Raw genomic sequence first — 13,439 nt, forward strand, 5'->3', positions numbered from 1 at the left:
CGCACAACCAGTCTATTCCTTCGGGCACCGCTTTCCTTTTAGGCCTCGCCTTCACGCTAATCCGTGAAGAACCTTTTGTTTTTCCGGCGCCCGTCGGCCACCGCCGCGCATGCTAGAGTCGTTGTCTCGCATTCGCATCCGGTTCCGTCGATGAAGCACCGCCTCCTTTCCGTCTTGCCGTTCACCCTGCTGCTCTCCGCCTTTGCCGCCGCGCCGCTCGCGCACGCGGAGGAAGTCGGCAGCGTCAACACCCATTTCCGTGTCACGGGCTCCGACCGCGTGGTCGTCGAAGCGTACGACGATCCGCTCGTGGCCGGCGTCACCTGCTACGTGTCGCGGGCGCGCACCGGCGGGATCAAGGGCACGCTCGGCGTCGCGGAGGATCCGAGCGAAGCATCGATCGCGTGCCGGCAAGTCGGCCCGCTCAGCTTCAAGGAGCCGCTCAAGCAGCAGACCGACGTGTTCAGCGAGCGAATGTCGTTCATCTTCAAGACGCTGCATGTCGTGCGAGTGGTCGACAAGAAGCGCAACACGCTCGTCTACCTGACCTACAGCGATCGCATCGTCAGCGGCAGCCCGAAGAACGCCGTGACCGCGGTGCCGATGCCGGCCGGCACGACGATTCCGGTCAAGTAAGCCCGCGCCTGCCGGGTGCGCGAGCGCTACACTTCCCATTCGACCGCTCCGCGCCCGACCATGTCCGCCACCCGCCTTCCCGACGCCGCACGCTACTGGCGCACGCCGCTGCTGCCGGATGCGGATCTGCTCACGGCCACCTATCGCAACCACGCGTTCGCGCCGCACTGGCACGACGCCTACACGATTCCCGTGATCCTCGAGGGTGCGGAGCGCTATACGTGTCGCGGCAGCGGCCATGTCGCCGAAACCGGCACGGTGCCCGTGATCAATCCCGGCGAAGTGCACACGGGCTCGCGCGCGACCGACGAAGGCTGGTGCTATCGCGTGAGCTACGTGCCTGTGGACTACATTCGCACACTCGCCAGCACGATCGCCGGTCGGCCGCAGGATGCGCCGTGGTTCCCGTCCGACGTGATCCGCGACCCCGATCTCGCCGCGCGGCTCACGCTGGCCCACCGGATGATGGAGGCCGGCAGCGAACGCATACCGTCCGCCCACCCGCACGACCAGCCGGCCGATGACGTTCCGGCGGCCGGCGATCCGGCGGCGCGTGCGCCGCACGTCTACGATCCGCTCGCCGCCGAAACGGCGATGCTCGATGCGCTGTCGACACTGATCACGCGCCATGCCGATGCGCGGCTGCAGCCCGCGGTGCTCGCGACCGACGAGCCGCGTGTGGAGGCGATGCGCGAACGGCTCGCCGCCGATCTCACGTGCCCGGTCACGCTCGACGACGTCGCGCAGGCCGCCGGCCTGTCGCCGTTTCACGCAGCGCGCCTGTTCACCCGCACGACCGGCATGCCGCCGCATGCGTGGCGCAACCAGTTGCGGCTGCAGCGTGCGCTCGCGCCGTTGCGCGCGGGCGTGTCGATTGCTGATGTCGCCGCGGCCAGCGGCTTCGTCGACCAGAGTCACTTCACGCGACATTTCAAACGGATGTTCGGCGTACCGCCCGGACGCTGGCAGGCGCGCTGACGCGCCCGCCCCCCCTGCATCGACCACCGGCGACAACCGGCACGCGGATTGCGCCGCCGGCCCCCGCGGGCGCAAGAACATACAAGCCGCCACGGCATCGGCCCGCTATCCTCGCTGTCATGGAGAAGCGCCCCTTGAATCCCCCTTCCACACCGTCGCCCCCGCCTCGCCGTCCGTTCAACGAATGGCTCGACGGCGCGCGCGACACGATCCCGATGATGATCGGCGCGGCGCCGTTCGGCGTGATCTTCGGCACGCTCGTCGCCGGCGGGCCGCTGGCCCCATGGCACGGCGCGCTGATGTCGCTCGCGGTGTTCGCGGGCTCCGCGCAGTTCATTGCGCTCGGCCTGATCGCCGGCAGCGCGAGCTTTGTCGTCGTGCTCGCGACGACGTTGATCGTGAACCTGCGTCACCTGCTGTACAGCGCGACGCTCGCGCCGTACGTCGCGCACCTGCCGCTGCGCTGGCGCGCGACGCTCGGCGCGCTGCTGACCGACGAGGTATTCGCGGTCGCCTACTCGCACTACCGGCACTTCCCGCCCGGTGCGATCGGCCCCCACTACTTCTTCGGTTCGGGCCTCGCGATGTACCTGAACTGGCAGGTCTGGACGCTCGCGGGCATCGGCTTCGGCGCGGCCTTCCCGGGCCTCCAGTCGCTCGGCCTCGATTTCGCGATGGCGGCGACCTTCATCGCGATCGTCGTCCCGCAGCTCGGCAAGCTGCGCTATTTCGCGGCCGCCGCGACGGCCGGCACGCTCGCCTACTTCTGGCAGGGCTGGCCGTACAAGCTCGGGTTACTGGGCGCGGTCGCCGCCGGCGTCGCGGTCGGTGTCGCGCTCACGCTGAGGCACGAGCGCTCGCGCACCGGTTCACGCACGGAGGCCGCATCGTGAGCTATGCGCTGCTGATCCTCGGGATGGCCGCGATCACCTATGCGATCCGGACGACGCTGTTCCTGTTCGGCGAGCGGCTGACCTTCCCGCCGCTCGTGCGGACCGCGCTCGGCTTCGTGCCCGTCACGGTGCTGACCGCGATCATCGTGCCGATGACCGTCTCTCCGCACGGCGGCACGGCCGAGCTGACCTGGCGCAACCCACAGCTCGTCGGCGCACTCGCCGCGGTGCTGGTGTCGGCGACGACGCGCCGGCCGCTCGTGACGATCGCGGTCGGGCTCGCGGTGTTCTTCTTCTGGCAAGGGATCGTGATGCCGCACTGGCTGCCGGCCTGAGCGGACGTCGCCGCCGCGCTCAAGTTTCCGCCCGGCGCGCCGATATAGGGAATGAAGACCCGCCACAGCCTCGGCGCGAACGGTCCGTCGACGCTGCGCCCGTACCGGTGCACGGCGCCGGGCGCCGGCACGCGCGGGCCGCCATCGAGACGATTCATGGGCCAGATCACCCTTTCCCTCAAGGACGACACGCTTGCGTCCTTGCGCAAGGACTACGACGCGTTCGTACGCGTATCGCTGAAACTCGACCCGCAGTTCGCGACGCCGTCGTTCGAGGATTTCCTGCGCGCCAAGCTGCTCGACAACATGGTGCCGCTGACCGAGCATGCCGTGCAGCGGATGCTCGAAGGCGGCCAGTACGCGTGGGCGAAGCGCACGCTCGACAAGGAATTCCCGGACGTCGTCGCGATCCTGATGCGGCAGGCCGGCGAATTCGGCTTCGGCTTCGCGTCGCGCGCCGAGTGGACACCCGACGAGCTCGCGAAGGCTTGCCGCGACTGGGCCAAGGCGATCGTCGCCGAAGCGCAGGGCGACGCGTCGCTGGTCGATCCGCTCGCCGCGCAGATCAAGAGCGCGGTGCACGACATCCAGGCGCTCGAGGAAACGATGCAGACGCCCGCGTGGCGGCTCGCGGAATCGCTGCGCCAGCGCATTTACGAAGCAAAGCTCGCGTGCGAGATGAGCGTCGGCAGCGCCGCGCGCGACAAACTCGGCGAATTGCGCGGCCTGCTGCGGCTCGGGCTCGCGCACGGTTCGTTCCAGAAACCGGAAGCGCAGCAGATCATGGAATACCTGCGGCTTCTGAAGCCGGAGATCTTCATCGAGGAACCGTACGACGTATTCGCGCGGCTTGCCGCGTGGCTGCGCAGCGTGTTCGCGCCGTCCGCCGCACGCCCGGCCCACGGGCCGGGGCCGGAACAGCGCCGGCCATGACGGTCGGCCCGCCCGAATGAAGAGCGGCCCGGCTCGCGCGAAGCGAACCGGGCCGCCGTTCGATCGCCGTCACGACGCGCCGTCCGGGGCAAGCATCGTGCGACGGCGGGTGCCGCTTACTGCGTGCCGCCCGAGGCCGATGCACCGCCCTGCACACCTGTCGACGCGCCGCCTTCGACTGCCTCGTCGCCGACCTTCGACTTCGTCGAGCGGGCCTGGTGCTTGACCGACTTCGTCGCATGCTTCGCGTGCTTCTTGGCCGAATGGACCGACGACGCCGCCGTATCGTTCGCGCCGTCAGCTGCCGCACCGACCGCATCGGTCGCGCCACCGACCGCGCTGCCCGACGCATTCATGCCGGCCCCACCCTGCATGCCCGCGCCGGCGCCGGCCCCTGCTGCGGGGGTCTGCGTCTGCACGCCGGCGCCTGCGGCACCCTGTGTCGCGACGCCCGTCTGCGCAAATGCGGCCGAAGTTGCGAACGCCGTCAGCGCGGCACCGATCAGCATCGTACGAATCTTGGACATGACTATCCTCCTCGAGAAGTTGTGGGCGCGGAGCACATCGATACGCTCCGTCGCGTCCCTGCCGCAACACGCAGCAGGTACGACAGAAGACCCGCGCGCCGGCCGGCCGGTTCTCCAATCTCTCAGACTGTTACCCACCGTTTCATTTGCTGACGAATCGCTCACAGTCCTTAACAACTGCACGCGAATCCGTACGAACCGACCGGAACGTCCGCGCTCGCGCGCCGGGCCGCGGTGCCGTATGATGCGGAGCGATTCCTCCCGCGCATCGCGCGCCTCCTTCGTCATGCCCAATCTGGATTTCACGCTGACCGGCGAATACGTCGAACTGCACAACCTTCTCAAGATCACCGGTCTCGCCGACAGCGGCGGCACCGCGAAGATGTTCGTCGCGTCCGGCGCGGTGAAAGTCGACGGCGTGGTCGAGCTGCGCAAGACCTGCAAGATCCGCGCGGGCCAGGTGGTGCTGTTCGGCGATACGCGGATCGCGGTGCACGACGCATAGCCGTTCCCCTGACCGTGACATGGCCATCGGCGCGCGCGTTCGACACCGTTCGAATAAAGCCGTAAGCTAGCCGTCTCTCAAAATAAATACAGACAGCGCGGGCCCGCACCCGCGCGAGCACCCATTCCATGTCGCATTCCGGTCTTACGCGGACGGCCGCCGCGCCGCCATCCCTGTCCAGTCATGCCGCCGATACCGCGCGCCTCGCCGCGCCGCTCGCGATCGCGCAGCTCTCGCAGATGGCGATGAGCGTCACCGACACGGTGCTGCTCGGCTCGCTCGGCCCCGATTCGCTCGCGGCGGGCGGCCTCGGCGCGAACTACTTCTTCGTCATCGTGACCGTGCTGCAGGGCGTGCTGTCGTCGGTGAGCGTGAGCGTCGCGCATGCGCGCGGCGCGCAGGCGGAACACCGCGTGCCGCACATCTACTGGACCGGCTTCGTGCTGTCGTTGCTGCTCGCGATTCCGGCGATCGTCGCGCTGTCGCTATCCGAACCGATCCTGCTGATGTTCCACGAGCCGCCGACGCTCGCGCATCACGTCGGCGAATACACCGGCATCCTGCGGTTCGCGGCGCTCGGCAGCCTGATCGGCGTCGGGCTGATGCGCGCCTTCCTCCCCGCGATCGGCGCCGCGCGGCGGCTGCTGTGGGTGTCGATCGGCGGCGTCGGCGTCAACGCCGTGCTGAACTACGGGCTGATCCACGGCGCATTCGGCTTGCCGCGGCTCGGCTTCCTCGGCTCCGCGGTCGCGACGACCATCACGATCTGGCTTACCGCGCTCGCGCTGATCTGGCTGCTGCACGGACGCGAGCGGTTCCGCCATTTCGTGACCGCCGCCCGCCCGAAACTGCCGATGATGGGTGAGCTGATCGGCATCGGCTGGCCGGTCGCGATCACGTACGGGGTCGAATCGACGCTGTTTCTCGCCACGGGCCTGACCGTCGGCGTGCTCGGCGCGACGTCGCTCGCCGCGCACCAGATCGCGCTGAACGTCGCATCGCTGGCGTTCATGGTGCCGCTCGCGATCGGGCAGGCCGCGAACGTACGGGTCGGCTACTGGGTCGGCGCCGGCGAGCCGGTCGCGGCACGGCACGCGGGCTTCGTCGCGCTCGGCCTCGGCGTCGCATTCATGTCGCTGTCGGGGCTCGTGCTGATCGTCGCGCCACATGCGATCGTCGGCCTGTACCTGCACCTCGACGACCCGGCCAATGCGGCGACCGTATCGCTTGCCGCGTCGCTGCTCGGCATCGCCGCGGTGTTCCAGATCGTGGACGGGATGCAGACCGTCGCGTCGGGCGCACTGCGCGGGCTGCGGGATACGCGCATTCCGATGCTCGCGGCAACCCTCGGCTACTGGGGCATCGGCTTCCCGACCGGTTACTGGCTGGCGTTCCACGCGGGCCTCGGCGCACGCGGCCTGTGGTGGGGGCTCGCGGCCGGCCTCGCGAGCGTCGCCGTGCTGATGGCCTGTCGGTTTCACATGAAGACCGCGTCGCTCATCGCGTCGGCGCGCTGAGCGCGATACAACACGGCGCGACACGACGCGAATTCGCGGCCGGCGCTATGCTTGTCGGCTGAAGCCCCAAGACGCCGCGCCAGCGGCGCGCCTGCCTCACGATACGCCCGACGCCGCGCGACGCGCGGCCTTTCCCCTTCCCAAGAGGAGTGCATCATGAACGAAGCAGTTCGGATGGAACGCGACACATTCGGCGAGATCGCCGTGCCGGCCGACCGGCTCTGGGGCGCGCAGACCGAGCGCTCACTGCAGAATTTCCGGATCTCGACCGAGAAGCAGTCGCCCGAGCTGATCCACGCGCTCGCGATCGTCAAGCGCGCCGCGGCCGCCGTGAACCTGTCGCTCGGCGTGCTGGCCGACGACAAGGCGCGCGCGATCATCGACGCGGCCGACGAGATCATCGCGGGCAAGCATCCGCGCGAATTCCCGCTCGCCGTGTGGCAGACCGGCTCCGGCACGCAGACCAACATGAACCTCAACGAGGTGATCGCGAACCGGGCGAGCGAGCTGCTCGGCGGCGAGCGCGGCGAAGCGCGCAAGGTCCACCCGAACGACGACGTGAACCGCGGCCAGTCGTCGAACGACGTGTTCCCCACCGCGATGCACGTCGCGGCCGCGTACGCGATCGTCAACCACCTGCTGCCCGCGTTGCGCACGCTGCGCGCGACGCTCGACGCGAAATCGAAGGCCTTCGCCGACATCGTGAAGATCGGCCGCACGCACCTTCAGGACGCGACGCCGCTCACGCTCGGGCAGGAATTTTCCGGCTATGTCGCGCAACTCGACCAGGGCGTCCGGCACGTCGAGTCGGCGCTGCCGCACCTGTACGAACTCGCGCTCGGCGGCACCGCGGTCGGCACCGGGCTGAACGCGCATCCGGAGTTCGCGGTGCGCGTCGCCGACGAGATCGGCCGGCTGACGAAGCTGCCGTTCGTGACCGCGCCGAGCAAGTTCGAGGTGATGGCCGCCGCCGACGCGCTGGTGTTCGCGCACGGCGCGCTGAAGACGGTCGCGGCCGGCCTGATGAAGATTGCCAACGATGTCCGCTGGCTCGCGAGCGGGCCGCGCTGCGGTCTCGGCGAACTGTCGATTCCGGAAAATGAGCCGGGCAGCTCGATCATGCCGGGCAAGGTGAATCCGACGCAGTCGGAGGCCGTGACGATGCTGTGCTGCCAGGTGTTCGGCAACGACGTCGCCGTGAACGTCGGCGGCGCCAGCGGCAACTTCGAGCTGAACGTGTTCCGGCCGATGATCGCGCACAACGTGCTGCAGTCGGTGCGGCTGCTCGCCGACGGCGCGCAAAGCTTCAACGATCACTGCGCGGCGGGCATCGAGCCGAACCGCGCGCGCATCGACCTGCTGCTGAACGAATCGCTGATGCTCGTGACGGCGCTCAATCCGCACATCGGCTACGACAAGGCCGCGCAGATCGCGAAGAAGGCGCACAAGGAAGGCACGACGCTGAAGGGCGCCGCGCTCGCGCTCGGCTACCTGACCGAGGCGGAATTCGATGCGTGGGTGCGACCCGAAGAGATGATCGGATCGCGATAATCGCTGTGATCGCGGGTGTGATGCGATGACGGGACGGGCGCGGCGCGAACGCTGCGCCCGTTGCCGTCAGACGGTGCCCTTCGCCACTTCCTCGGGCTTCATCTCGACGATCTTGTCGAGCGCGGCGCGCACGTCGGCCGCATATTTCGCGAGCACCTTCTGCTCGTCGGTCTCGGGCACGAACGGCGGTACCGGCACCGGATTGCCGTTCTCGTCGACCGCGACGAACACGACGAGACAGTCGGTCGTCTGACGCAGCACGCCACCCTTCGGATCGCCGGCATGCACGGACACATGGATGTGCATGCTGGTGCGGCCCGTCGCGACGACGCGCGCCTTCAGCTCGACCAGGTTGCCGACGAGGATCGGACGCTGGAAACGGATGTTGCCGACGCTGACCGTCACGCAATAGCGGCTCGACCAGACTGCCGCGCACGCATACGCGACCTCGTCGATCCACTTCATCAGCGCGCCGCCGTGCACCTTGCCGCCAAAGTTCACGGACGACGGCTCGGCGAGGAAGCGGAATACGGTTTCGGTGCGGTCCAGGGCGGCCGGTACGGGGGACTGTGGGGACATCGTGGTAGCTCCAGGCGGCGGGGTACTGCAATCGGCGCATTATACGTTGCACCGCGGCAACCGGTGGCAGTGGCCCCCGCGTAGCCGCGACCGCACGCCCACCCGTGCGTCGACCCGGCATCGGCCCAGGAAAGCGGCGCCCGTCAGCGGCGCACCGTGATTCCCTGATCGATCGTCCCGTACATCTCGAGGCTGCCGCCCCGCTCGCCGGCGGCGCCCGCGCCGCCCTGCGCACAGGCCGCGCATACCAGCGCGGCCGCCAACAGGCAGAAAATCGTCTTCATCGTTGCATCGTGTCGCATCCGGCGGCCCACTGCCGCCGCGTCCGGCCATTCTACGCGTGCGCGGCCGGCGACCGCGGCCGCACGCGCCCCGCCGCATCCGACATTTCATCCAAACGCGAAACATCGAATGTGCGCAGCGCCTACACTGCAGTCATTCCGCCTGACGAGACACGACGATGACCGCTCAAGACGACCACCACTTTCCGGGCCTGAGCCGGATCGGCGCACTGCTCGCCGATCCGGGACGCGCCGCGATGCTATGGGTGCTGATGGACGGCAGCGCGCGGCCGGCCGGCGAACTGACGATGATCGCGGGGCTGTCGCCGTCCGCGGCGAGCGCGCACCTCGCGCGCCTGACCGAAGGCGGCCTGCTCGCGCTCGACGTGCGCGGCCGGCACCGCTATTACCGGCTCGCGTCGGCCGACATCGCGGCGTCGCTCGAGGCGCTCGCGAACCTGGCCCGGGCGGCCGCGCCGAACCGGCCCGTGCCGCCGCCGGCGCGCACGGTGCCGGCCGAGCTGCGCTACGCGCGCACCTGCTACGATCACATGGCCGGCGAACTCGCGGTCCGCATCTTCGACGGGCTCACCGCGCGTGGCTGGCTACGCGCGGACGGCGATGCGATCGAGACCACCGAGTTCGGCACACAAGCCCTCGCGCGCTGGGGCATCGACGTCGCGCAGCAGCGCACGCGCCGGCGCCGCTTCGCATGCGGCTGCCTCGACTGGAGCGAACGGCGCGCGCATCTCGGCGGCGCACTGGGCGCGGCACTGCTCGACAGCTTCTGCGCCAACGGCTGGATCGAACGCACGGCGCGGCCGCGCGTGCTGCGGGTTACCGTGCCCGGACGGCAGGTTTTCGACGACTGGCTTACGTCTGCTTGACATGCGCATTGCGACCGGACGACAACGGCGCGCGACGGACAGGTTTTGTTACATCGCGTGCCATTCGACTTACAAAACACCGAGCACTGAAACAGGCCGAGCGGATATCGTGAACTGACGGCACGAATCGACGCGCCGCAATAACGACGAAGACGCTCAACATGGCCTCCCTGTTCACGCTCAAGCGAACCGCCCGCTGCACGCTGCTCGCGTTCGCCGCGCTGGCGCCCCTGCCTTGCGCACTCGCGCAAGCGACACAGGCCGCGCCGTACGCCGCCGCCGCCGGGCAACCGGGCGGTGATCCGCCGAGCCGCGTCGCCCGGCTCAACTACATGTCGGGCGCCGTGACGACGGAGCCGGTCGGCACCGATACGTGGTCATACGCCGCCGTGAACCGGCCGCTGACCACGGGCGACCAGCTGTGGAACGACGCCGGCGCGCGCTCCGAACTGCACATCGGCTCGACCGCGGTGCGACTCGGCGAATCGACGAGCCTGTCGGTGCTGAACCTCGACGACACCACGACGCAACTGAAGCTCGGACTCGGCACCGTATCGACGCACGTGCGCGACCTGCCACCCGGCGGGTCGTACGAAATCGATACGCCCAATCTCGCGCTCGGCCTCACGGGCCCCGGCGACTATCGCGTCGATGTCGCGCCGAACGGCGCGAGCACGACGGTCACCGTGCGCAGCGGCAGCGCGACCGTGTACGGCAGCAACGGGCAGTATCCGCTGTCGCCCGGCCAGCAGGTCGTGTTCACCGGCACCGACCTGCAGGTCGCGCAGCAATCGGCCGCGCCGGCCCCCGACGCGCTCGACCAGTGGGCCGCCAGCCGCGATGCGGCCGAGCAGCGCTCGGTATCGGCGCGCTACGTGTCGCGCGACATTCCCGGCTACCAGGATCTCGACGCGAACGGGACCTGGCGCGAGACCCCGAACTACGGTGCGGTCTGGGTGCCGAACGACACGCCGGCCGACTGGGCGCCGTATCACGACGGTCACTGGATCTGGCAGGCGCCGTGGGGCTGGACCTGGGTCGACGATGCACCGTGGGGCTTCGCGCCGTATCACTACGGCCGCTGGGCCCATGTGGACGACAGCTGGGCGTGGGTGCCCGGCCCGGTGGCCGTGAGCCAGCCGCCCGCCTATGCGCCGGCGCTGGTCGCGTTCGTGGGCGGCGGCGGCGGTCCCGACTGGAGCGTCGCGCTGACGGTCGGCGGCGTCGCCGCAGCCGGCTGCGCATGGTTCGCACTCGGCCCGGGCGAAGCCTGGCATCCCGGCTGGGGCGGCTGGAGCCCGCATTACTACGAACGCGTGAACCGGAACATCGTGGTGAACAACGTCACGGTGAACAAGACCGTGAATGTGACGAACATCACCAACATCACGAACATCAACAAGACGTACGTGAACTTCCGCGCGCCGCACGCGATCACGGCCGTGCCGGCGTCCGCGTTCGTGCACGGCCAGCCGGTCGCGCATTTCTCGCAGCACGTCGATCCGCGGCAGTGGCGCAACGCGCACGTGATGCCGGGCACGCCCGGCATTGCGCCGGTACGCCAGAGCCTGAACGGCGGACTGCGCACGGCCAGCTACCGTCCGCCGGCAGCGATCGGACAGCACTCGTTCGTCGCGACGCGCAATCCGGCGGTGCCGGCGGCCTATCGCGATCAGGCGGCCGCCCATCTCGCACGGCAGGGCGCACACGTGCCGGGCGCGGGCGCCCCGGTCGCGAGAACCAGCGTGCCGGCCGACTATACGGCCCGCCCGGTCCGTGTTCCGGGCAATCCGACAGCCGGTGCATGGGCGATGCGCAACGTGCAGCTCGTGAATCCGCACGGCCCCGTCGTGCAGCCGGCGCACGCGCCGCATGCAGGCCAGCCGGCCCTCACACAGGCTGCACGGCCGGGCGCGCCGACGCCGGTCGTGCCGAATGGCGCGCGGCCCATGAACGCCGAAGCCCCCAATGCGCCGCGTTTCGCCAATGGCGCGACGCCACAGGCGCCGGGCAATTCGGCTCCGCATCAGGCATTGGGCCCGGGTAATGGCGTCCCGCACCCGCCGACGGCCGGCAACGAGCCGACCCGGCACGACAACGCGCATGCAGCCGCGGAGCCTGCCCCGGTCTGGATGCAGCCGCACACGCCGATGGAGCGTCAGCGCCCGACACCGCCGAGCGCCCTCCACACGGCGGGCCAGAATGCGCTGCCGCCCGTGCGCAGCGCGGCGCCGGTCCCGCATCCGGAACGCACGCCCGGAACGCAACCCGGCGGCCATCAGGAAACGCCGCGCGCGGTGCCGCAACCGCGACTCGACACGACCGCGCAGATTCCGCAGCCGCATCCGCGCCCCGATTTCCAGACACCGGCCCAGCAAGCGCAGCCGCGTCCGGAGCGCGCTGCGCCGGCGCCGCAGCCGCGCCCCGAATTCGCGCAACCGGCACCCCACCGCGAAGTCGCACCGCCGCACGTGAACGAGTACCGCCCGCCCGCGCCGGCGGTGCATGAAACGCCGCGACCGCAGCCGCAGGCCCCGCGGATGGAGCCGCGGCCATCGATGCCCGCGCCGCACATGGAACCCCGCCCGTCGATGCCCGCACCACACATGGAACCGCGGCCGCAACCGGCGCCGCACGTCGAGGCGCCGCACGCGAGCAATCCGCCACCCGGCGGCCACGACGAACGACGCCATCAATGAGCGTCGGCCGACGAAACAGAAAGGCCCGAGCGGCGGGTGCCGTTCGGGCCTTCGTCATCCTGCCTGACGCGGATCGCGTCACCCGCGTCGCCGGCGGACGCTGGGCTCAGACCGCCATCGGCGCGGTCAGCGGCTCATGGTGCCGGTAGCCGACGAGCGAGAAATCGGATGGCTCGATCTGCTCGAGCCATTCGGGTGCGTACACGCCCGTTTTCGCGTAATCGGGCACGCGCTCGGCAATCTCGAGTCGCGGGCTCTCGTACGGCTCGCGCGTGAGCTGCTGCTGCAGCATGTCGAGCTGATTCTCGTAGATGTGCGCGTCCCCGATGAAATACGTGAACCAGCGCGGCGTATAGCCCGTCAGCCGGCCGACGAGCGCCAGCAGCGCGGCGCCTTCCGTCAGGTTGAACGGCGTACCGAGGCCGACATCGTTGCTGCGGATGTACAGGCACAACGAAATCTCGCGCTTCGTGACGTTCGGCAGGAACTGGTACAGCAGATGGCACGCGGGCAGCGCGATCTGGTCGAGTACGGCCGGATTCCATGCGTGAAACAGGATGCGGCGGTCGGCTGGGTTCTCCATGATCGTATCGAGACACTGGCGCAGCTGATCGATCGCCTTGTACAGCAGCACCTTCGGCGCCCCGCCCTCGTCGAAGTGCGTGACGACCCGGAAACCGCGGCGCGTCGCGTCGGCGATCTGCGCGTCGGCGCCCGCGTCGAGCACCTTGTAGCCGGGCCACTGGCGCCATTGCACGCCGTACACGTCGCCCAGGTCGTCGACGCCCTGGCGGTACGGGTTCGCGAGCCACTGCGCGTTGTCGTTCGCGTTCGCATCCCACACCTTGCAGCCGAGCGCGCGGAACTCGGCCGCGCTGCGCGACGCGCGCAGGAAACCGACCAGTTCGCCGATCGCGGACTTGAACGCCAGCTTCTTGGTCGTCACGGCCGGAAAGCCTTGCTGCAGGTCGAACCGCAGCATCGCACCGGGCATGCTGATGGTGCGGATGCCCGTGCGGTTCTCCTGCCAGGTGCCGGTGTCGAGGATGGTGCGAACGAGGTCGAGGTACTGTTTCATGCGGGTTCCTTCGGCCGCGAGGGCGGCCGTCACCCGCCAA

At 69.5% G+C, this 13,439-nt stretch carries 14 protein-coding genes; 10 read left to right on the top strand and 4 right to left on the bottom strand.

The features are described from left to right. Positions 1-150: 150 nt before the first annotated feature. The 5 genes from SB786_RS26020 (at position 151) to SB786_RS26040 (ending at position 3,775) form a co-directional block, all read left to right on the top strand. On the top strand, positions 151-636 hold the full coding sequence (locus tag SB786_RS26020; protein WP_410729997.1) for a CreA family protein: 486 nt from the start codon (positions 151-153) through the stop codon (positions 634-636). 60 nt (positions 637-696) lie between these two features. Then, entirely contained in the window at positions 697-1,614 is a 918-nt protein-coding gene (locus SB786_RS26025) for an AraC family transcriptional regulator (protein WP_410729998.1), read from the top strand. 119 nt (positions 1,615-1,733) lie between these two features. Continuing rightward, complete coding sequence (locus SB786_RS26030; RefSeq protein ID WP_410729999.1) at positions 1,734-2,507, top strand: AzlC family ABC transporter permease; 774 nt, start codon at positions 1,734-1,736, stop codon at positions 2,505-2,507. Continuing rightward, the gene (locus SB786_RS26035) at positions 2,504-2,842 is read left to right on the top strand and encodes an AzlD domain-containing protein (protein WP_012363382.1); all 339 of its coding nucleotides are present in this window, start codon (positions 2,504-2,506) and stop codon (positions 2,840-2,842) included. Before SB786_RS26030 ends, SB786_RS26035 begins: the two co-directional genes overlap by 4 nt. 156 nt (positions 2,843-2,998) lie before the next feature. Further along, positions 2,999-3,775, top strand: a complete 777-nt coding sequence (locus SB786_RS26040; protein WP_410730061.1) for a DUF4088 family protein — start codon at positions 2,999-3,001, stop codon at positions 3,773-3,775. A 116-nt stretch (positions 3,776-3,891) separates the two neighbouring features. Here SB786_RS26040 and SB786_RS26045 read toward each other — a convergent pair whose 3' ends face one another. Next, positions 3,892-4,302 (bottom strand): hypothetical protein, encoded by a 411-nt coding sequence (locus tag SB786_RS26045; RefSeq protein WP_410730000.1) that lies wholly within the window; start codon positions 4,300-4,302, stop codon positions 3,892-3,894. A 286-nt stretch (positions 4,303-4,588) separates the two neighbouring features. On the opposite strand from SB786_RS26045, the gene SB786_RS26050 reads away from it, so the two are divergent. The 3 genes from SB786_RS26050 to fumC all read left to right on the top strand — a co-directional run bounded on the left by SB786_RS26050 (position 4,589) and on the right by fumC (position 7,875). After that, positions 4,589-4,807, top strand: a complete 219-nt coding sequence (locus SB786_RS26050; protein ID WP_006753074.1) for an RNA-binding S4 domain-containing protein — start codon at positions 4,589-4,591, stop codon at positions 4,805-4,807. Positions 4,808-4,935: 128 nt separating this feature from the next. Next, the gene (norM, locus tag SB786_RS26055; RefSeq protein ID WP_011656317.1) at positions 4,936-6,324 is read left to right on the top strand and encodes a multidrug efflux MATE transporter NorM; all 1,389 of its coding nucleotides are present in this window, start codon (positions 4,936-4,938) and stop codon (positions 6,322-6,324) included. Positions 6,325-6,480: 156 nt separating this feature from the next. Further along, positions 6,481-7,875: a class II fumarate hydratase gene (gene fumC, locus SB786_RS26060; RefSeq protein WP_410730001.1), complete on the top strand. Its 1,395-nt coding sequence runs from the start codon at positions 6,481-6,483 to the stop codon at positions 7,873-7,875. Between the two features lie 66 nt (positions 7,876-7,941). Here the strand turns inward: fumC and SB786_RS26065 are convergent, their stop codons facing one another. Together SB786_RS26065 and SB786_RS26070 are read right to left on the bottom strand one after the other, a co-directional pair. Continuing rightward, positions 7,942-8,454: an acyl-CoA thioesterase gene (locus SB786_RS26065; protein WP_006753077.1), complete on the bottom strand. Its 513-nt coding sequence runs from the start codon at positions 8,452-8,454 to the stop codon at positions 7,942-7,944. 143 nt (positions 8,455-8,597) lie between these two features. Continuing rightward, on the bottom strand, positions 8,598-8,738 hold the full coding sequence (locus SB786_RS26070; RefSeq protein WP_006753078.1) for a hypothetical protein: 141 nt from the start codon (positions 8,736-8,738) through the stop codon (positions 8,598-8,600). 176 nt (positions 8,739-8,914) lie between these two features. On the opposite strand from SB786_RS26070, the gene SB786_RS26075 reads away from it, so the two are divergent. Continuing rightward, the gene (locus SB786_RS26075) at positions 8,915-9,622 is read left to right on the top strand and encodes an ArsR/SmtB family transcription factor (RefSeq protein WP_410730002.1); all 708 of its coding nucleotides are present in this window, start codon (positions 8,915-8,917) and stop codon (positions 9,620-9,622) included. 161 nt (positions 9,623-9,783) lie between these two features. Then, complete coding sequence (locus SB786_RS26080; protein ID WP_410730003.1) at positions 9,784-12,321, top strand: DUF6600 domain-containing protein; 2,538 nt, start codon at positions 9,784-9,786, stop codon at positions 12,319-12,321. 106 nt (positions 12,322-12,427) lie between these two features. On the opposite strand, the gene SB786_RS26085 is transcribed toward SB786_RS26080, so the two are convergent. Next, positions 12,428-13,399, bottom strand: a complete 972-nt coding sequence (locus SB786_RS26085; RefSeq protein WP_410730004.1) for a thymidylate synthase — start codon at positions 13,397-13,399, stop codon at positions 12,428-12,430. Positions 13,400-13,439 lie beyond the last annotated feature (40 nt).

The sequence above is a fragment of the Burkholderia sp. SIMBA_062 genome (assembly GCF_046534765.1).
Classification (GTDB): Bacteria; Pseudomonadota; Gammaproteobacteria; order Burkholderiales; family Burkholderiaceae; genus Burkholderia; species Burkholderia ambifaria.